Source organism: Algoriphagus marincola DSM 16067 (genome assembly GCF_000429405.1).
In the GTDB taxonomy this organism is placed as follows: Bacteria; Bacteroidota; Bacteroidia; order Cytophagales; family Cyclobacteriaceae; genus Algoriphagus; species Algoriphagus marincola.
Map to the genome: position 1 here is coordinate 179,920 of NZ_KE386897.1, position 20,639 is coordinate 200,558.

Annotated in this window: 18 protein-coding genes; 8 read left to right on the forward strand and 10 right to left on the reverse strand. The window is 42.2% G+C overall.

The annotated features are described in order from the left end of the window. Positions 1-207: 207 nt before the first annotated feature. Positions 208-1,335, reverse strand: a complete 1,128-nt coding sequence (locus G457_RS0115865) for a 6-bladed beta-propeller (RefSeq protein WP_026947335.1) — start codon at positions 1,333-1,335, stop codon at positions 208-210. A 501-nt stretch (positions 1,336-1,836) separates the two neighbouring features. Between G457_RS0115865 and G457_RS0115870 the strand changes: the two genes are divergently transcribed. Beyond that, the gene (locus G457_RS0115870) at positions 1,837-2,751 is read left to right on the forward strand and encodes a glutaminase (RefSeq protein WP_026947336.1); all 915 of its coding nucleotides are present in this window, start codon (positions 1,837-1,839) and stop codon (positions 2,749-2,751) included. A 13-nt stretch (positions 2,752-2,764) separates the two neighbouring features. On the opposite strand, the gene G457_RS0115875 is transcribed toward G457_RS0115870, so the two are convergent. Together G457_RS0115875 and G457_RS0115880 are read right to left on the reverse strand one after the other, a co-directional pair. Then, complete coding sequence (locus G457_RS0115875) at positions 2,765-3,220, reverse strand: YciI family protein (RefSeq protein ID WP_026947337.1); 456 nt, start codon at positions 3,218-3,220, stop codon at positions 2,765-2,767. Between the two features lie 12 nt (positions 3,221-3,232). Further along, a complete protein-coding gene (locus G457_RS0115880) occupies positions 3,233-4,609 on the reverse strand; it encodes a TIGR00341 family protein (RefSeq protein WP_051260884.1) in 1,377 nt (458 codons plus the stop codon). A gap of 372 nt (positions 4,610-4,981) precedes the next feature. Here G457_RS0115880 and G457_RS0115885 point away from each other — a divergent pair, with 372 nt between their 5' ends. From G457_RS0115885 to G457_RS0115905, 4 genes are all read left to right on the forward strand, one after another. Next, entirely contained in the window at positions 4,982-5,344 is a 363-nt protein-coding gene (locus G457_RS0115885; RefSeq protein ID WP_026947339.1) for a response regulator, read from the forward strand. A gap of 409 nt (positions 5,345-5,753) precedes the next feature. Continuing rightward, positions 5,754-6,551 carry an MlaE family ABC transporter permease gene (locus G457_RS0115895; RefSeq protein WP_026947341.1) on the forward strand — a complete coding sequence of 266 codons (798 nt, stop codon included), beginning with the start codon at positions 5,754-5,756 and terminating at the stop codon, positions 6,549-6,551. Positions 6,552-6,553: 2 nt separating this feature from the next. Then, positions 6,554-7,306, forward strand: a complete 753-nt coding sequence (locus tag G457_RS0115900; protein ID WP_026947342.1) for an ABC transporter ATP-binding protein — start codon at positions 6,554-6,556, stop codon at positions 7,304-7,306. Continuing rightward, entirely contained in the window at positions 7,303-8,286 is a 984-nt protein-coding gene (locus G457_RS0115905; protein WP_026947343.1) for an MlaD family protein, read from the forward strand. The genes G457_RS0115900 and G457_RS0115905 overlap by 4 nt, the downstream gene beginning before the upstream one ends. Before the next feature lie 17 nt (positions 8,287-8,303). On the opposite strand, the gene G457_RS0115910 is transcribed toward G457_RS0115905, so the two are convergent. Beyond that, complete coding sequence (locus G457_RS0115910) at positions 8,304-9,353, reverse strand: endonuclease/exonuclease/phosphatase family protein (protein WP_035484131.1); 1,050 nt, start codon at positions 9,351-9,353, stop codon at positions 8,304-8,306. A gap of 119 nt (positions 9,354-9,472) precedes the next feature. Here G457_RS0115910 and pgi point away from each other — a divergent pair, with 119 nt between their 5' ends. Beyond that, positions 9,473-11,119, forward strand: coding sequence for a glucose-6-phosphate isomerase (pgi, locus tag G457_RS0115915; RefSeq protein ID WP_026947345.1), 1,647 nt, complete (start codon positions 9,473-9,475; stop codon positions 11,117-11,119). Between the two features lie 2 nt (positions 11,120-11,121). Here the strand turns inward: pgi and G457_RS0115920 are convergent, their stop codons facing one another. The 4 genes from G457_RS0115920 to recQ all read right to left on the reverse strand — a co-directional run bounded on the left by G457_RS0115920 (position 11,122) and on the right by recQ (position 16,490). Further along, positions 11,122-11,571 (reverse strand): gliding motility lipoprotein GldH, encoded by a 450-nt coding sequence (locus tag G457_RS0115920; RefSeq protein WP_211230237.1) that lies wholly within the window; start codon positions 11,569-11,571, stop codon positions 11,122-11,124. Next, positions 11,564-12,874: a PSP1 domain-containing protein gene (gene ricT / locus G457_RS0115925; protein ID WP_035484132.1), complete on the reverse strand. Its 1,311-nt coding sequence runs from the start codon at positions 12,872-12,874 to the stop codon at positions 11,564-11,566. The genes G457_RS0115920 and ricT overlap by 8 nt, the downstream gene beginning before the upstream one ends. Positions 12,875-13,004: 130 nt before the next feature. After that, the gene (purD, locus tag G457_RS0115930) at positions 13,005-14,294 is read right to left on the reverse strand and encodes a phosphoribosylamine--glycine ligase (protein ID WP_026947348.1); all 1,290 of its coding nucleotides are present in this window, start codon (positions 14,292-14,294) and stop codon (positions 13,005-13,007) included. Between the two features lie 15 nt (positions 14,295-14,309). Next, complete coding sequence (recQ, locus tag G457_RS0115935; RefSeq protein ID WP_026947349.1) at positions 14,310-16,490, reverse strand: DNA helicase RecQ; 2,181 nt, start codon at positions 16,488-16,490, stop codon at positions 14,310-14,312. A gap of 89 nt (positions 16,491-16,579) precedes the next feature. Between recQ and G457_RS0115940 the strand changes: the two genes are divergently transcribed. Next, positions 16,580-17,548 carry a KpsF/GutQ family sugar-phosphate isomerase gene (locus tag G457_RS0115940; RefSeq protein WP_026947350.1) on the forward strand — a complete coding sequence of 323 codons (969 nt, stop codon included), beginning with the start codon at positions 16,580-16,582 and terminating at the stop codon, positions 17,546-17,548. A gap of 8 nt (positions 17,549-17,556) precedes the next feature. Further along, positions 17,557-18,630 (forward strand): mannose-1-phosphate guanylyltransferase, encoded by a 1,074-nt coding sequence (locus G457_RS0115945; protein ID WP_026947351.1) that lies wholly within the window; start codon positions 17,557-17,559, stop codon positions 18,628-18,630. Here the strand turns inward: G457_RS0115945 and rlmB are convergent. Both rlmB and G457_RS0115955 read right to left on the reverse strand, forming a co-directional pair. Continuing rightward, positions 18,627-19,403: a 23S rRNA (guanosine(2251)-2'-O)-methyltransferase RlmB gene (rlmB, locus tag G457_RS0115950; protein WP_026947352.1), complete on the reverse strand. Its 777-nt coding sequence runs from the start codon at positions 19,401-19,403 to the stop codon at positions 18,627-18,629. The genes G457_RS0115945 and rlmB overlap by 4 nt on opposite strands. After that, positions 19,376-20,611, reverse strand: coding sequence for a GWxTD domain-containing protein (locus tag G457_RS0115955; RefSeq protein ID WP_026947353.1), 1,236 nt, complete (start codon positions 20,609-20,611; stop codon positions 19,376-19,378). The genes rlmB and G457_RS0115955 overlap by 28 nt, the downstream gene beginning before the upstream one ends. Positions 20,612-20,639: the final 28 nt, after the last annotated feature.

Genomic DNA, 20,639 nt, shown 5'->3' on the forward strand with positions numbered 1-20,639 from the left:
ATAAAGAGCAATACCCACATGAGTGTCTTCACTTACGTGTATATTTCGTCAAAGAATCTGCTGTGAGTGGAGACACTCACAGCGGCAGAGACCTGTCTAACGAAGGCAGGCACTCACCGCGGCGGGGAGTGGGGACCTATCTACCGAAGGCAGGCACTCACAGCGGCGATAAACCCTTTTTCGAAAAAATCACCTTTTATTCTAACCTCATCGATTCAAAAAAACTAGTACATGTCGATCTGAATTGAGCTCATCGTGATGAGCATTTACAAATGAGGCTAAGTTGGATTTGATTTCCTCAACTGGGCTACGCTTCGATACGCAGCTAGCAAATCTTCGACTGGGTAATTTGAGGATTAGACCATCCTCATGATAGCTCCAAGGCACTAAAATCAATGGAACTCCATCCAAATCATTTATCAGGTTTTTTCCGATTTTGGACACTGAATAATTAGAATCTAAAAGGCCTAAATATGAATTCTGAAGATTCGAGGTATAGTTAAAAAAGAAATTTTCCCCGACTGGATAAAAGGAGCGAATCATCAATGAGAATTCACTCTGGGAAGGTTCCTGACTTTGATTTTCGAATAGTAATCTTTCTTCATCAGAAAGCCCTAGACTATTCAAATTGAACCGTATTCTCTTTTTAAGTTCTCCTTCAGAACCAAAATTAAAAACATCATAAGAGAAGGGTAAACTCAGAAAATTCTCGCTGGTTTTCCTATTTCGTGTAAAGCCGCTTTGGTGAACAAAAACTATACCTTCGAATCCCTTTTCGATAGGGGAGAAGTAAATACTATCTGAGTCACTGATCGTAAGAAAATTGTAGGGTTCATTCTGAATAACGTTGTTAAAAAAATGAATCTCATGACTGTTGCCCTTTGCAAAATTCATTGACAATAATTGATGCTTAGACTCTTGGACAAAATTTCCTGAAAAGTCAAATTCAATAAATTTCATAAGGATATTGTCCTTGATGATAATGGAGTTTTCAGATACCTGATAATCTTCAATTTGATTAAACTCATTAGGTCCGCTACCGGAACTTTTTAGCGCAAAAAGAAAGTCGCCGCTCCGGTTATAGATCAGTAAGTTGTCTAGCTCCTGGTCTTCCACAAAGATGAGACTGTCAAAAGAGACAATTTTATATGGTTGGACAAGGGGATTTTCATCTGAATCCTCTAGCATTACATATTCGATCGAGCTAAAAAAATCCGATAAATTGTTGACTGATTCTTTTGCTGAAGATAAATCAATTTGAATGAAATCTTTATCAAAATCATCCTTTGCTTGGCAAGAGAAAAGAATCAAAATAAAAAACAAAAGCTTCCGCATGATCTTATGGGTGCTTGATTTTAAAACCAAAATTTCAAACCATTCCCTCAATAAAGGTCAACTCAGGTAAGAATGGGGCTATCGCAGGAGGTTTGGTCGGATACATTGCATTTTGTATCCTCAGGTCTACGTCTTTTTTGGTAGGAGAATTCTGATCACCATTCTTTTTTCATCATTTAGCCACTTGAAACTACTTGAGCTTGAGAATCAAAACCTGAAATACTGACAATTAAAGTAAGGTGTTTTTTTCTTAATGATATTTTTTGATTGATTAAACTTAAATATTTATAACTAAAAAAAAAGGATTACCGCTAAGATTCTGGGGCACTTTTCTATGCCCACCTGAGTTTTTCTCACTTCCGCCCACGTGAGTGTCCTCACTCAGGTGGATATAATTTAAAGTTGGAAACCTGTCTACCGTAAACTAACGCTAAAAGTGGCTAGGATAAAATATAGTGACTAATACTTCCATTTCCTTAGGATATTCCCAATTTTGCTTTCATGGATTATCAAGAAATCATCGAAGAGGTTTACCATCAAGTTCAGCAAGAAAATCTACGGGGTAAAGTTGCTACTTACATCCCGGAGTTGGCTGATATTCATCCAGAGCAGTTTGGAATAGCTTTGGTAGACCTGAATGGAAACGTTTTTGGGGTGGGTGACTATCAAATGACTTTTTCGATTCAAAGTATCAGTAAAGTGCATACCCTGACGATGGTTTTTCATAAATTTAATACACAGCTTTGGTATCGCGTCAATGTGGAGCCTAGCGGTAATCCTTTCAATTCCATTGCGCAGCTGGAGTATGAAAAAGGGATCCCTCGAAATCCTTTTATCAATGCTGGAGCGCTAGTCATCACTGATGCGCTTTGCAGCAAATATGAACAACCCACAAAACAAATCACGGATTTTATCAATGAGATATCGGGTAAAAACTGCGTGGCAATCAATCAAGCTGTCAAGGATTCTGAAAAAAATCACGGGGAGCGAAATACTGCTTTGGCATATTTTCTCAAATCTTATAAAAACTTCGATAATCCGGTCGAGGAGGTATTGGACGTGTATTTTTCCCACTGTGCGATGGAAATGAATTGTGTGGACTTGGCCAAATCCTTCTCTTTTCTTGCCAATGATGGCTATTCGATTTTTGCAAATAGGCAAATCCTCTCGGAAAGCCATGCCCGCCGTGTCAATGCGATTATGCTCACCTGCGGTTTTTATGATGAGGCGGGGGAATTTGCCTATCGGGTAGGGATGCCCGGCAAAAGTGGGGTAGGAGGAGGCGTGGCCGCAGTCATGCCCCATAAGTTCAGCATAGCCGTGTGGAGTCCTGAGTTAAATGAAAAAGGAAACTCGGTTAAAGCCATCCGTGCTTTGGAGTTGCTCACCGATAAATTATCCTTCTCACTATTTTAAGCTTTCATTTATCCTAGATATCCTCTTTGGCAATTTTGCTATGCATTTCGAGGAGTAAGGGAAGAGCAGCCGAACCGTACCATTCTTTTAGATCCATTTTCAAAATGCCTGCCTGAATCGCCGGATCGGTCTCGGTGAGTTGCTGAGCTTCTTCGATGGATGCTACATTGAAGAAAAAGAGGCCTCTCAGTTCTTCATTTCCGAAAAAAGGACCTGCAAGAACCATTTTTCCTTCTTCCGCCAACTTGGTGATATTGTCCAAATGTCCTCGCTGAAGTTCTGCTCGTTTCTCAGGGCTATATTCCTGAACTCGCTCTCCCCGGTATAGAAAGGCAATGACATATTTTTTCATTCCATAGTCATCAGCTCCGAGTTCTTGGGCAAGTTTCTCATCATATTGGCTGTTTTGCGCAATAGCGCCAATAGCTGAACCAACTATAAGGAAGCAGGCGATAGTTAGCTTTTTCATAATGAAGACAGTTTATTGGAGTATAAGTGCAACGGTATCTGATTTTGTACGGACTTTCAGCCAGGCTAGAAGTTTGTCGGTTTCGGCTTTGGATGGTTTCCTTCCAAATTGCGCAAAAGCCATCAGCAAGGTATCAGTTTTTGCAGAATCCAAATCACTTAATACAGTTCGATTTAAGGTGAATTTACGCAAATTGGGATGATTAACTTTAGCCTCTTGAGCTATTTCTGGCCCCAAAGCCCGAATCTGCCCATAGTTTGCGACCTCCTTTTCCAGAAGGGCAATCCGTTCATCTTTGTTTCGAATGATTTCCTCATTTCGCTCATACAGGTCTTTGAGAATATCTGATCTCAGGACATTCATGTCAGTGGGGGAGTTGCCACTTTGCTTGATGATTACCTCTGTATTTTCAAGATTGTATTCAGTTGACTTTGCAGTAGCAATATCCAAAATATCCTGATTGAGCTCTTCACCGATCAGCATCACTTCGATCGTTCTAGGGTTGGTAGAAAATTCATATTCCGCATTGAGGACCTGCGTTCTTGGGAATTTCATCTCTACTTCTACAAAACGTCTAGCCTGTTCCTGCCAAATGGTACGCACTACAATGCCGTATGCTAGGTAGACACTAGGTATAATGGTCAAAAGCGTAAATACAGTAATATAGGTTTGAACCCGCTTCTCTTTTTTCTCGTCCAGAAATTCCTTTTTGGGATAGCGCATAAAGCGAACAATCAGATAGGTGGAAAGACTGATGAATACCGAATTAATAAAGAATAGGTAAAAGGCTCCAAAGAAGTAGTAAAAGTTCAAGGTGGCCAAGCCATAGCCTGCTGTACAGAGTGGAGGCATAAGGGCAGTGGCAATGGCAACTCCGGGAATGGCATTGCTCTTCTCTTTTCGGGAGCCGGCAATGATCCCGGCGAGCCCGCCAAAGAGTGCAATCAGCACATCCCAAATGGTGGGTTCTGTCCGTGCCAAAAGTTCGGACTGGGCATCATCCAGTGGAGTGAAAAGGAAGTAAATGGTAGAGGTCAAAATGGAGATAAAAACAGCCACTCCCAGGTTGCGAAGGGAGCGCTTCAAAAGCTCGAAATCATTGATGCCTGCAGCCATACCGATACCCATGATCGGACCCATCAAAGGGGAGATAAGCATAGCTCCAATAACCACCGCAGTGGAGTTGACATTGAGACCTACGGAAGCCACAAAAATAGCGAAGATCAGGATCCATAAATTAGCTCCTTTAAACTCTACGTTTTTACGGATATACTCGATCGTTTCTAGCTCGTCTTCCTTACCTTCCTGCAGGTCAAATCTATTTCTGAGATAGATCAAAAAGCGGATTAGTTGGTTTCGTTTCTTAGGTTTTGGCGCTACTTGCTCCATGTGTTTCAATTTAAATTCGAGCACAAAATACGGTTTATAGGAGAAATCTATCAGGATATTTTTTATTCGAATTTTGGCCTGATCCTTGACATGGATATCATTAGTTTCAATCAATGTAAATCAGTTTTTTGAGAATTACTTCAATTTTTTAATTCAATTTTCACTTTTGATCAGATGTCTTAAATAGTTGAATTCAAATATTTTAAAACACTTTTAGACTATTCAAAATTACCCTAATCTAAATTGTTTAGATAAATCTAAAAATGAAAAATTATGTTGATTTCTCTTTTTCCTTAAAAAATTCAGAATAATTTTGTCCCTACTCAGTTCGGATCTGCGGATCTTCTCTTTTTTCATAAAATACCACAAAGAATGCCCAAGCTTATTTTGATAGATGATGATCGGATTCAGCATTTACTTTTTAAAAAACAACTCATGATGTACGCTCCTTCTTGGGAATTTAACGCTTTCCTCGCCCCTACTGAAGCCATGACTTGGCTCCAAAATAATCAAGTGGATTTGATCATTTCAGATCTCAATTTGGAGGAGGAAACAGGCTGGGAAATCTTATCTAAAATCGCTAGCCTTTCTCAGGCTCCAATTGTGTTTTTGACTGGACATGCCACTTCTGAAGATCGATTAAAAACAGCAGATTTTCCTCAGGTAAAAGGCCTTTTCGAAAAGCCTCTTTCGGAGGAAAAATGGCAGGAAATTTTGTCTATGATTGGCGGTTGATTTGAAAAATAATTTGATCCTTTTCACGCTATTCTTTTCATCCAAAACTCACCTTAAATTCTTGTCGAATATCCATCCTTTTTGAGCAGAGTTTTGCCTTCTTTCTATCCCTATAATCATCCTCGAATTAGTGATTTTATTAGCCGATAGGAAGATCATCAAAGCCGTCTTTAATCTTTGGAATTTGACATCAGTTTGGGCTTTACTGATAATGGTTCTAGAAACTTTCACCTTAGCAAACAATTTCTGAAAGTGAAAGACAATGGATTCTTCTTCGATGTTAATTATTGTCAAGTCTATTCGCCCTTCATAAAAAACCAAACATTCTTACGCCCCTTGGTTAGATTTTTGTTTTCTTTGCACTACTCCTAGCGGGTATTTTTGTAAAAACTTATAGATTAAGCTTCCTATGGCTGGAGAAGCAAGCGACCGAAAACCATTTATTTCAAAAAAGATTGACAAGTTTTTCAAGGGTTTAGCAGATGCCTGGAACTTTGTCAAGCGTTTTTGGCAAGAGGTTTTCCTTCCTCCGTACGAATTCAAAGAGGTTATCCATCAGTGTTATCGCATTGGAGTGGAGTCTCTTCCCTTGATTTCCCTCACAGGTTTCATCGTAGGGATTGTATTTACTAATCAGTCTCGACCCTCTCTTTCTGAGTTTGGTGCGACTTCTTGGTTGCCATCATTGATTTCTATTGCAGTGGTGCGTGCCATGGGGCCATTGGTAACCGCTTTGATTGCTGCGGGTAAGGTCGGTTCGAGTATCGGAGCGGAAATTGGCTCCATGAAAGTGACAGAGCAGATTGACGCGATGGAAGTTTCGGCGACCAATCCATTCAAGTTTCTGGTAGTTACCCGAGTTTTGGCAACTACCTTCATGATCCCGATTTTGGTGATGTACACTGATTTTGTGGCATTGATAGGTTCCTTTCTCAATGTAAACGCCAATGAACTGGTGAGTTTATCCACCTTTTTCGTGCAGGTCTTCGAATCTGTTTCTTTTCTTGATATCTGGTCTTCCGTACTCAAATCACTCCTTTTCGGCTTCACCATTGGTATTGTAGGCTGCTACAAGGGATATAATTCATCCAAAGGTACTGAGGGAGTAGGGCGTGCAGCCAATTCAGCGGTGGTAATATCCATGTTCTTGATCTTTATTGAAGAGTTGCTTGCTCTTCAGATTGTAAACGCAATAAGAGGAATGTAAGCATGTCAGAAAGAGTAGTACATATCCGCAATTTGCATAAAAGCTTTGGTGACCTGGATGTCCTCAAAGGGGTTGACTTGGATCTTTTCCGTGAGGAAAACGTGGTTGTATTAGGCAGATCCGGTACGGGTAAATCCGTTTTGATCAAAATCATGGTGGGATTGCTGCGGCAAGATGAAGGGACCATGGAGGTTCTTGGTAAAGAAGTATCTACCTTGAGCAAAAGGGACCTGAATGCATTTAGGCTTAAAATTGGATTTTCATTCCAAAACTCAGCCTTGTATGACTCCATGACCGTGCGCGAAAATATGGAGTTTCCATTGGTCAGAAATATCAAGAATCTGACGAAGAAGGAAATCACCTACCGTATCGAGGAACTCCTGGATGCTGTAGGACTTCCGCAGACCATCAATCAGATGCCATCTGAGCTCTCTGGAGGACAGAAGAAGCGAATCGGTGTTGCCCGAACGCTTATTCTCAATCCTGAAATCATGCTTTATGATGAGCCGACAGCTGGTTTGGATCCGATCACCTGTGTGGAGATCAATAACCTCATCAATGAGGTGCGGGAGAGATACAAGACCACTTCCATTGTGATCACGCATGACTTGACCTGTGCTAAAATGACGGGAGACCGAATGGCAGTATTGCTTGACGGTCAGTTTAGAGCAGAAGGAACCTTCGATGAGGTTTTTCCTCGAGCCACTGACCAGCGTATTAAATCATTTTACGATTATAATTTTACAGAAACATGAGAGGCGAAAATAAACGCTCCGTAATCGTCGGAATCTTTGTTTTTCTGGGTATCGCCATTTTGGTAACTGGCGTATTGACCTTAGGAGGTCAGCAGAAAAAGTTTGTCAAATCGATCGGCCTCAAGGCTGTATTTGACGATATCGGAGGACTTCAGACAGGAAATAACATTTGGTTTTCAGGGGTGAAAATCGGTACTGTTCGTAAAATCAATTTCTACGGGGATTCCCAAGTGGAAATCGAAATGAATGTGGAAGAGGCTGTAGCTGAATTCATTCGCAAAGACTCCAAAGCCACGATCAGTTCTGATGGATTGATTGGAAATAAGATTATTGTCATCTATGGAGGTACGACCCTTGCTCCGCCTGTCGAGGATGGAGACAGACTGGAGGCAGTGATGCCGCTCGATACCGATAAGATGATGGAGACCCTGCAGGAAAACAATCAAAACTTGGTTGAGATCACAAATGACCTTAAACTCTTAACTGGGAAATTGGCCCAAGGAGAGGGAATTGTCGGTGCTGTGATGACGGACAGTACTTTGGCTGAGAATTTCCGTTCTATTCTTTCCAATCTGGATAGGGCTAGCCGAACCAGTAATCAGATGCTCGCAGGCTTGAATGATTTCACTTCTAAGATCAACCAAGAGGGAAATCTTTTCAACGATCTAGCCACAGATCAGCAGATAGCGAAGGATCTTCGCGCTACACTTGAAAGCTTCAAGACTTCAGCGGAAAACACGGAGGTTTTAACGCAGAAATTGACTGAAATTTCTGAGAAGTTAAATGATAAGGATAATGCATTAGGACTATTGCTTAATGATCCTGAGTTTGCTCAGACTTTGAAAAGTACGCTGGAAAACACAGATTCTGCTACCTATAACTTGAACAGAGGCATGGAGGCATTGGAATATACCTGGCCTTTCAGAAAGGGATTCAAGCGAAAAGCCAAAGCAGAAGCGAAGGAAGCAGAAGGCAATTGATAAGCTAAAATATTATTTTAAGAGTTTCGCCCGTTAGATATTTTCTGACGGGCTTCTTTTTTTTCATCCCCATTCGCCGAAAGTACTTCTGTGTCATTGCTTTTTGTAAGCACAGCTTTTAGCTTGATGGGGAAATGGTCCGATCCTATCCCCGGAAGAACTTCCAATGCAGCTAAGCCAAAATGCTTACTCAGGAATACATGATCTAGAGGCCAGCGTAAAAACGGGATTTTCGCGTGGAAAGTATTGAAAGTTCCTCTTCCCCGTCTAGGGTCGGCCATTTCGGAGATTTTGAGAAATAATTCAGTGGTATAGCTCCATGCCACATCATTCAAATCCCCGATTACCAAGGAAGGCTTTGGATTCTTTTTTGATTTTTTGCCTACTATCAGAATTTCGGCGTCCCGATCAGTGCTTTCCTCGTTTTCACCCGGTACGGGAGGAGTAGGATGAATTGCATAGATAGTGATTAGCTGTCCATTTTTGAGCTCCAAATCCAGTTCTAAGGATGGAATATCAGGATCTACCAGGTAGTGAATTTCTTTCCGTACAATGGGTAGCTTACTGTAGAAAAGTAAGCCATAGGTGTTTTCCTGAGGGATTTTGATTGAATAATCATAAATCTGATCCAGCTTTTCTAGAGAATCGGCCCAGTTTTGATTTGTCTCCACCAAAAAAACGATATCAGGATCTTGTTTTTGAATGAGGTTCAAAATCTTAAGGTGTTGATTATTATCCTGATACACATTGGCAACTAGGACGTGTAAACCGCTATTTTCATCAAATTTCACGGATTCAATCATCTTTTTACCAAAAAATGTAAAAGGCCATACTTGATAGGTCAAATAGATTGCAGAAAGAGTCAAAGATCCTACCCAAATCCATGTTTCAAAAGAAGGATCATTATTCGAGGCAACCCATAAGATGATCAAGAGTAAGTGTAAAACCAACTTTTGAAGCCTTGGGTAATCAAAGACACGAATCCACCATTTCACAGACTTGAGTAGCGGCAAAAAAGTCAGCAAGATGATAAGCAAACTAAAAATCTTAAGGAGAAGGTCAATCATAGAGTGTCGAATCAATCTGATGAAAAAGTGTTTTTTAAATTAGAATTTAAGTCTATTCCTATTTTTCCTTCATTCCAAAAGGATATCTCTTATTTTTGTCACTTGCTATCAAACCTATCATGAGACAGATTAACCCAACTCAGGCCGACGCTTGGAAAAGACTTAAAGACTTATCCGAAAAATATAAAAATCTTTCCATTTCAGAGCTTTTTCAGGAACCTGAAAGGTTTGAACGATTTAGTGTTTCTCTAGAAGACACTCTTGTTGATTACTCTAAAAATCGACTGAATGAGGAGATTTTTGATACTCTTTTAGATTTAGCTCGAGAGTGTGAATTACACAAGGCTATTGAGTCCATGTTTACTGGTGAGGCCATCAATGGTACGGAAGGCCGGGCTGTACTCCACACTGCCCTTAGAAATCAAAAAGGTCATCCAGTTTATGTGGATGGAGAAGATGTGATGCCGGAAATCAACCGAGTATTGGAGAAGATGAAAGTCTTTTCCACTAAAATCCAAAAAGGAGAGTGGTTGGGCTACACCGGAAAACCTATCAAAAGCCTGGTAAATATCGGAATCGGTGGCTCAGACCTTGGTCCTGTCATGGTGACGGAGGCTTTGAAGCCCTACCAATCTGAAAACCTTGAAATCTTTTTCGTTTCCAATGTTGATGGTACTCATATCGCAGAGACGCTTCGAAAAGTAGATCCTGAGACTACTCTCTTTTTCATCGCTTCGAAGACCTTCACCACACAGGAGACCATGACCAATGCTCATACTGCAAGGAATTGGTTTCTGGATCATGCTAAAGATGAGAAAGCCGTAGCAAAGCATTTTGTAGCTCTTTCTACCAATCAAAAAGGCGTTGAGGCCTTTGGAATTGATCCTGAAAACATGTTTGAGTTTTGGGATTGGGTAGGAGGTAGGTACTCACTTTGGTCCGCCATTGGTTTGCCGATTGCCTGTGCGATAGGCTTTGACAACTTTGAAAAGCTGCTAGCCGGGGCCCATAGCATGGATGAGCATTTCCGCAATTCCATGTTTGATCGAAATATTCCGGTGATTTTGGCGATGATCGGGATTTGGAACACAAATTTCCTTGGTGCCACTTCGGAAGCGATTTTGCCTTATGATCAGTATTTACATCGTTTTGCTGCCTATTTCCAGCAAGGAAACATGGAAAGCAACGGTAAATATGTCTCGAGAGATGGAGAGCGCGTATCCTATTCGACAGGGCCTATCATTTGGGGAGAGCCTGGGACCAATGGTCAGCATGCTTTCTATCAGCTCATTCACCAGGGTACGCACCTGATTCCTTGTGATTTTATTGCCCCTGCGATTTCACATAATCCGATCGGTGATCATCATGTGAAGCTACTTTCCAACTTTTTTGCACAAACGGAGGCATTGATGAATGGAAAGTCTCTTGAGCAAGTCCGGTCAGAAATGAATAAAGCTGGCAAATCAGTGGAGGAAATTGACAGGGTGGCAGCACATCGGGTTTTCGAAGGAAATAGACCTACCAACTCGATCTTGGTCAAGAAAATCACGCCCTACAATCTAGGAATGCTCATTGCCATGTATGAGCATAAGATTTTCGTTCAGGGTGTCATTTGGAATATCTTCAGTTTTGATCAGTGGGGGGTAGAGCTTGGAAAAGTCTTGGCTAGTAGTATTTTGCCTGAATTACAATCCGATGCAGAAGTCAGCTCACATGATGGCTCGACTAATGGCCTCATCAATGCCTACAAAAAAATGAGATCCTGAAATTACTTCAGGATCTTCAGTCCAATAGCTTCTATTCCTTTGAGTTCTGCTTCACGCATATACTGAAGCAGAATGACTTGATTTGTCCCTGACTGGATTTTGAAAGGAAGGGTATCATAGAGGGTGTAAGTACTGCCAAAGCCTTCACCCATCGGTTCTCCATCTATGTCAAATAGCGTTAGATTGATCAATTGATTCTCCAAAGTCTGTAAGGAAGAGTCTTGAGTGATCAATCTGACGTAAATATTGGCGTAGGGATAATCCTCCTTAAACCTGACTCCGATCAGATTTGGCCCAAAGCTCTCAGGCAACTCACCAATTTCAAAAATCAAACTGTCCTGTGCAGACCAACCTTGGCTGGGTAACTTTTGAAAATCCTCATAGACTCGCTTATCCACGCAAGATGTAAAAGCCAAAAGAAGAATCAGCCCAGCAAGGATGCGGTTACTCATTGTTGTTCCCTTTATCATTTGGCTTTTGATTTTTCCTAGGCGGAAATTTTCGTTTAGAATTTCCGCTATTTCCTCCATTCTCAGGTGATTTTTGCTGAGCTTTTGGAGCAGTATTCGCTTGATTGTTATTATCCGGTCTAGGTTTTGGCTTTCTCCTAGGATTTTTTCTACGACCTTGTCCAGCTTGTCCAGCAGGTTGATTCCCTTTATTTTGAGGAGTATTCTGCGGTTTGGAAGCTTCCTTTTGAGGATTCGGATTGGCGCCTGATTGATTTTGGTTTCTTGGGCGATTACGGCTTTTCTTCTTCTTTTTCTTTTTGGCAAACTTCTTATCCAAAAGCTCAAGCTCTAGGGTGCTTTTAGCAGCCATATCCTCGAGTTCTGTAGATTCATTTACCTGAAGGTTAAAGACCTTTTTACCCTGCTCATTTAATTCCAAAATCTCATTTACCCGATCACAGGTGATACTGTGCCAATCATTATCATTGTTGTAGCTAAACCACATCATTCTCCTGAAAATATCCGTCTTCTGCAACTTGGCAGGACCTTGTTCGGTCTGTAGCGGACGTTCTACATTTGGGATGTGTTTGATAGCTTCAATGTAGGTGTCAAGCTCATAGTTGAGGCAGCATTTTAAGCGGCCACATTGTCCGCTTAATTTGGCCGGGTTCAAACTTAATCGCTGATATCTGGCTGCCGAGGTACTGACGTTTTTGAAATCAACCAACCAAGTCGAGCAACAAAGCTCCCGACCACAAACTCCGATGCCACCTAGTCTTCCGGCTTCTTGTCGAAGGCTGATTTGGCGCATTTCTACCCGGATTTTGAATTCTCCAGCCAGTAATTTGATCAACTCTCTAAAATCAACCCGCTCGTCTGCGGAATAATAGAAAGTAGCCTTGCTGTTGTCTGCCTGAAACTCAACATCGGAGAGTTTCATTTTCAAGCCTAGTTCTTGGATGATTTGTCGGCACCGATAAAGAGAGGGAACCTCCCTATTTTTGGCTTCTTCCCATTTCTCGATGTCTTTTTCATTAGCAACTCGATAGATTCGGGTGATGTTGTCATCGTCCCGAATCTTCCTTTTTTGCATTTGAAGTCGTACCAGTTCACCTTGTAGGGACACATAGCCAATGTGGTGTCCACTCGGGACATCCACGACTACCGGGTCGCCGGTGTGAAGATCAAGGTAATCCACGTTTCGAAAGTATTCCTTTCTACCACCTTTGAACTTTACCTCCACTATATCAAAATTATCGACGGTCGGGATGCCCATGTGGGCAAGCCAGTCGAAAGAATTCATCTTATTACAATCGCTCGTGCCGCAGCTGCCGTTATTTTGACAGCCGCCGGTACCTCCTGAGGAGGTGGAGCAGCTACTACATCCTGACATATATGTATACAGAGTTTTTAAACTCCGATTAGTTTTGGGTTTACTTGATCAATTTTAAGATATCCTGCCCGATATCTTTTCTGAAGTAATGATCCTTCCATGAGATCTTACTGACCGCTTGGAAGGTGTTTTGAAGGGATTCTTCTAAATCTTTTCCTCTTCCCGTGACAGCAATGACTCTTCCACCTTGATTGGTTAGTTCACCAGTTTCTTTCCTGCCTGTACCAGCATGGAAAATAATTGCATTCTGAGCATCGTCGGGAAGGCTAATTGGATGCCCTTTTTGATAGCTTCCCGGATATCCACCGCTTACCATCACTACCGTGGTCGCATAGTCAGGTGAAATCTCTAAGCTATAGTCTTTCAAGTTTTCAGTGCCTATAGCCCAAAGTAAATCCAGAAAGTCACTTTCGATACGGGGTAGGACAGCTTCCGTTTCGGGATCGCCCATCCGTACATTGTATTCGATTACATAGGGTTTGCCTGCCTTATTCATCAATCCGATGAAAAGGAAGCCTTTGTATGGAATATCTTCGATTGCCAAGCCTGCAATCGTGGGTTTAACGATTTGATCCTCCACCAGAGACATAAATTCCTGATCGGCAAAGATCACGGGGCTCACAGCACCCATGCCTCCCGTATTCAGTCCTGTGTCACCTTCCCCAATTCTTTTGTAGTCTTTGGCCTCCGGCAGAATTCGATAGCTTTTACCATCTGTCGCCACAAATACAGAGAGTTCGATTCCTGTCAAAAACTCCTCCACGACAACTTTTGCAGAAGCTTCGCCAAATTTTTGGTCAAGCAGCATCTCCTTCAAGGAGTCCTTAGCCTCTTCCAATGTTTGGCAAATTAATACCCCTTTTCCGGCAGCTAATCCATCGGCCTTTAATACGATAGGAAGGTTTTGTTTTTCCAGATATGCCAGACCTTCTTCAATTTGATTGGCGTCAAAGGTTTCGTAGGCAGCGGTAGGAATTCGGTGCCTTTGCATAAATCGCTTGGAAAAGTCCTTGCTTCCTTCGAGAGTGGCTCCCAGTTTGGAGGGGCCTACGACCGGTAGATTTCGGGTTTTCTCATCTTGAGCTAAGAAGTCTACCAGACCTTTGACCAAGGGCTCCTCGGGGCCTACTACCAGCAGGTTAATTTTATGATGAAGGACGGCCTCTTTGATTTTTTCAAAATCAGCAATTCCCATGGAAAGATTGGTGGCGATTTGGGCAGTCCCGGCATTTCCGGGTGCTACGAAAAGTTGATCACATTTTGGACTTTGTGTAATTTTCCATGCGAAGGCGTGTTCCCGGCCTCCGCTTCCTAGCAAGAGTATATTCATTGAGTAATGTCTAATTTAATTGGCGTGCTCTGAAATAAATTTGATTCGATAGACCCGCAGTTCGTCTTCTGCAAAGTCCTCATCCTCAAGTTCTTCAAGGGCAGGTTTTATATGATCGCTTTCTGCGCTCATAAAATAATCATGGAGAATCTCCTCGCGCTCCTCGTCCATGATATGCTCGATGTAATAATCGATATTCAACTTGGTGCCTGAGTAGATGATCTGTTCAATCTCTTGAAGCAGTTCGTTCATACTGAGGTTGAGGTTTTCAGCAATCTCATCCAAGTCGATTTTACGGTCGATTTGTTGGATGATGGAGATTTTCACTTTGGACCGGGAACCGGCAGTTTTTACCACCACTTCTGAAGCCGTCTCAATCTCATTCTCTTCTACATAGTTGGCGATGAGTTTGAGAAAGGGCCCACCAAATTTAGCTACTTTTCCCATACCAACCCCGTTAATCTGTGCGAGTTCATCGCGGGTAGTAGGGTAGATGGTAGCCATTTCCTCTAAAGAAGGATCCTGGAAAATGACGTAAGGAGGTAGTCCTTTGGCACGGGCTACTTTTTTTCTTTCTGCCTTGAGAAGCTCAAAGAGCTTTTCATCATAGGCTACTCCTCCTGAACTCACCTCGACTTCAGGCTGCTCGTTTTCCATTTCTCGCTCGAAATCATGGTCTTTGAAGAAATCTACCGAGTAAGGAGCCTCTAGGAATGCCTTTCCTTTCTCGGAAACCTTTAAGGTTCCGTAATTTTCAATGTCTTTTTCTAGGAAATTGAAAACCAAGGCTTGTCTTAAAATGGAGGTCCAGGTCTTTGCGGTTTCTTCAGAGCCTTTTCCGTAAACGGCCAGCTTATCATGCTTGTAGCTTTGAATGTAGTCATTCATTTGACCGGTGATCACATCCACTAAGTGTTCCAAGCCAAATCGCTCTTTAGTCTGAATGGCAGCTTCCAATGCGATTTGAAGGAATTCCATTCCCTCGAAAGTTTCGCGGTCTCGCTTACAATTGTCACAATATCCGCAGTCTTCATTAAGGGTTTCTCCGAAGTAGTTTAGGATGAATTTCCTTCTACAAACGCCCGTCTCTGCGTATGCCGCCATTTCTTGAAGAAGAATTCGGGCATTTTCACGCTCCGTGACGGCTTTATCCTTGTTGAATTTATCAAGCTTGACGATATCCTCATATCGGTAAAACATCAAGCAGTGACCTTCCAGGCCATCTCTTCCTGCTCTACCTGTTTCCTGATAATAGCCCTCAAGTGATTTGGGTACATCATAATGGATGACATAGCGTACATCGGGCTTGTCAATCCCCATTCCAAAAGCAATGGTCGCTACGATTACATCGACCTCTTCATTTAGAAAATCATCTTGATTTTTGATCCGTACAGCTCCATCCAATCCAGCATGATATGGGGCTGCATTGATTTGATTCACACGAAGGAGATCTGCAATTTCCTCTACTTTCTTTCTACTTAGGCAGTAGATAATGCCTGATTTTCCTTTATGCGACTTGATGAATTTGATCAGCTGCTTTTTTGTCTCATTCTTTGATTTTGGACGTACTTCATAAAAAAGATTTGTCCGATTAAATGAGGACTTGAAGATATCAGCACTTTCCATCTGCAGATTTCGCTGAATATCCTGCTGTACTTTTGGAGTAGCAGTAGCGGTCAGTGCAATGATGGGAAGGTTGGGGGCGATTTGATAGACAATGGATTTGATTCTCCGGTATTCTGGGCGGAAATCATGTCCCCACTCGGAGATACAGTGTGCCTCATCAATGGCCACAAAACTGATCTTAGCTGATTTTAGGAATTCTACATTTTCCTCCTTGGTGAGGGATTCAGGAGCGACATAGAGTAATTTGGTCTTTTCAGCCAAAACCTCCGATTTAACTCGATTGGACTCTGACTTACTGAGTGTCGAGTTCAGAAAGTGTGCATTGATACCAATTGCATTCAACTGATCCACCTGGTTTTTCATCAAGGCTATCAGTGGAGAAATCACGATAGCAGTACCATCACGGACCACGGCAGGCAGCTGATAGCAAAGTGACTTACCAGCTCCGGTAGGCATGATGACGAAGGTATTACGATCCTTCAGGAGGTTATCTACAATTGGTTCTTGATTGCCTCTGAATTGGCTAAAACCAAATATTTCTTTTAAATCCGATTTGACTTTTTCTTCCACAGGAACGGGTGCTTTACAGTAATCTGAAAACGGGATTGATCGATTAGTTTTATACCTTTGTTCAAAATTAGTGATTAACGCAGGTAAAATTGAATTTAGCGAAAAATATTAGAAATACTGCCACGAGAGTTTTGCAAAATGAGGCAGATTCGATCAAAAACTTGATTTCATTGCTTGATGAGGACTTCGAGGCCTGTGTTTCCGCTATTTTAGAATCCAAAGGTCGCGTAGTAATCACGGGAGTGGGGAAAAGCGCCATCATTGCCAATAAGATTGTTGCGACGTTGAATTCAACTGGGACTCCGGCACTTTTTATGCATGCTGCTGATGCCATTCATGGAGACTTGGGGATGGTGCAGCGAGAAGATGTGGTAATCTGCATTTCCAAAAGCGGCAATACGCCTGAGATCAAAGTCTTGGTTCCTCTATTGAAGAAAAGAGGTTCTATTCTAGTCGCCTTGGTGAGCAACACTCAAAGCTACCTCGCCGAGCAGGCCACATTTGTATTGAACGCAACTATAGAGGAAGAGGCATGCCCTCTCAATTTGGCTCCAACTAGTAGTACCACTGCCCATTTGGCCTTGGGTGATGCTTTGGCAGTTTGTCTTCTTGAGGCCAAAGGCTTTACCTCGGACGATTTTGCTGAATATCATCCGGGTGGAGCCTTAGGAAAGCAGCTTTATTTAAAAGTAGAAGATGTCATTCGTCAGGACGAAATTCCGGTAGTAAGCGAGGATGCCGGCATTCCGGAGGTGATTGTAGAAATATCCGGGAAAAGACTAGGTGCTACTGCGGTAGAGGATTCTCAAGGAAAACTGGTAGGTATAATTACCGACGGAGATCTTCGAAGAATGCTTCAAAAAACCTTGAATATTCAGTCTCTCAAGGCTTCTGACATCATGACTCAAAGTCCCAAGACGATTGCAAAAGAAGAGTATGCTATTCGGGCCTTGAATGTCATGAAAGCACACAATATTACACAGCTGGTAGCTTTAGATGGGGAAAAAATCGCAGGATTTGTTCATATTCACGAACTAATGAAAGAAGGAATCGTCTAAAATGATTCATGCACAATAAACCCTACATAGTCATCATGGCCGGGGGAATAGGTTCCCGTTTTTGGCCTTATAGCCGCAGAAAGCGGCCAAAGCAATTTTTGGATATTTTGGGTACTGGAAGGACACTCCTTCAGATGACCTACGATCGATTTAGACAGTTGGCGAGTCCAGAGCAGTTTTTTGTGATTACCTATCGGAAATACGTTGACTTAGTTAAGGAACAATTGCCCGAACTTCAGGATTATCAGATTCTTAGCGAGCCTAACCGAAAAAATACTGCGCCTTGCATCGCCTATGCAGGCTATAAAATCCATTCCATTGATCCCAATGCCACGATGATTATCACTCCGTCGGATCACTTGATTCAGCAGGAGAATAAGTTTTTCAAATCTATCAAAAAAGCACTAGTGGCGGCTAATGAACCGGGAAGATTGGTGACTTTAGGAATTAAGCCCAACAGGCCTGAGACAGGTTATGGGTATATCCAATATGTGGAAGGCAGTGGAAAAGATGCCCTTAAAGTCAAGACTTTCACCGAAAAGCCGAATATCAAATTGGCCAAAGCATTTATTGATAGTGGTGATTTTGTCTGGAACTCCGGAATATTTATTTGGAAGTGTGCGAGCCTTATTCAAGCTATGGAAAAACACATGCCGGATTTGGCTGAGATTTTTCAGGAAGGGGAGGAGCACTTTGGCTCCGATCGTGAAGCAGACTTTATCACCAAGGCCTACTTGCAGTTTAAAAACATCTCGGTAGACTATGGTTTGATGGAAAAATCTTCTGATGTCTATGTGATTCTTGGGGATTTTTCTTGGTCAGATCTGGGTTCCTGGCAAAGCCTGCATGAGGTTCGAGAGCAGGATGAGGACGAAAATGTTATCGAAGGCAATGTCATGCTTTACGGGACTAAAAAGAGCTACATCAAGTCTGACTCAGGAAAGCTCATTGTAGTCGAAGGTCTTGAAAATTATCTAGTTAGCGATACAGATAATGTGCTGTTGATTTGTCCGCTTGATGGGGAAAAGCGCTTCCGTCAGTTTGTAAGTAATGCCCGAAAAAAAGGCGAAGATTTCGTTTAGCCTTTTCGCTGACGGATAACCTCGTAAATCGCTACTCCCGCAGATACGGACACGTTCAAGCTGTCAATATTCCCAATCATCGGTATTTTGACTCGCTCATCTACGATATTCAGAATCTCTTCTGAAATACCATTTTCTTCCGAACCAAGAATCATGGCAACAGGTCCTGAAAAATCCGCTTCATACATCTCCTTTTCAGACTTTTCTGTGACGGCTACTAGCGAAAGTCCCATCTTTTGAAGGTCGCGGCAAGCAAAGAAAAGGTTTTTAACTCGTGCTACTGGAAGGAAATTCAAAGCACCGGCTGATGTTTTGACGGCCTCAGCATTGATTTGAGCGCTACCTTTCTCAGGAATAACCAAAGCATCAACTCCAGCACATTCGGCTGTCCGGGCGATCGCTCCAAAGTTTCGAACATCAGTAATTTGATCCAATACCAAAAGCAGGGGAGACTTTCCTACTGCATAGCAATTGTCTATCACATGATCCAGGGATGCGTAGGTGATCGAAGAGAGATGAGCAATTACTCCCTGATGGTTTTTCCGGGTGATGCGGTTTAACTTAGCCTCGGGTACTCTTACGATCGGGATTCCTGCCTGCTTACTTTCTTTCAGTAGCTCTTTGATCAGGTCATTGTTGGACTCTTTCTGAACGAGTATCTTGTCGATTTCCCTCCCTGCATGGATTGCCTCCATCACAGCTCGTGTACCAAAAATAAAATCTTTATCGTGTTCGCCTTTTTCGATCAAAAAGCCATCTTTCCGCTTCTCCATTGGGATATATTTTTGAACCAAACCGGCTGATATGCTCGGGATCGGTTCAGGGTGTAATAGTGTGGGGTGAGTATATTTTTTACCCGGGCAAAGGTAAAGCGAATTTTCGAACTTTCACCGATTCCCTGATAGCTCCAGATTTCCCGATCTAGCGAGAAGGTCACCTCCTGTGGAGGCCCCATGATGATATAGACCATTCCTTTGTCAGTTTTCCACCCTTCCTTGAAATCAGTGAAGAGAATATTCGCAAACTCTACCTGACGAAAGTACTCCCGGATCAATTCTTTGGCTGTTTCTGGGTTTCGAGTCAGTTTGAGCCAATATTCGTCAAGGGCTTTCTTTTTGTCGGAAGCTGCGAGTAAATCTTCGTGTTCCTTTCTCGTCGAAATGTAAGTAACCATCTCTACCATTTCATCCCAATCTTTCACTTTCGGAAATGCTTCGTGGGTAGTTTTAAGCAAAAGGCCTGAAGCCTCAGCTGTGTCCTGCTGAAAGAAGTAATATCCTAATTGGTCGAGTTGCTTGGGGATGTTTTCCAAAAAATCTCCCTGATCCACTACTTCCAATTCCCTTGGCACTGGTGCTGGTTTAGTTTCCATAGGAGGGTAGGGTACATCGAAATTCATTGGATAAAAAAATGAATGAAGAGTAGGCCCTTGGGTGGTTTTGAAAAGTAGGGCCTCTCCGGCATTCAGGTAATTTTGGTCAAAAGGGACTTCATTTGCATAGTATGCTCCGAAGGTAGGATGGGATTCAACAAATGCGCTTTTCAGATCAATATGGTAATGATATTCATCGCCTTGTCGTGTGTCTAAAGCCGTAAAAAGCACCATGAGTTGCTCTTTTTCCTCTTCGATTGCGATAGTTTTCTCAAAAACCCAATGCCGATCTGTGTCATAGACCAAATCAGCTGGACCAAAAAGCTGCGTATCCTCTGGCTCAATGGGGATGTCATAGCTATCCAAAAGCGCATAGGAAAAGCTGTAGGCATTGTATTCGGGATTTTCTTCAATTTTCTCAGCGATAAACTGCACTTTGAATTGCGTCTCACTAATCTGTACGGGAATGATTTTCAAGCCTAAACGGGAATAGCGGGAATATCGAAGAGCTTGGTTGATATTGCTGAGGGACTTTTGCGCTAGCGATTGAAATGGGTGAGAGATAATCAGTAGAAAAAATATCCGAACGAGGAGGTTTTTCTGCATCATGGGTTCAAATTCTAGGGTTTTAAAAATT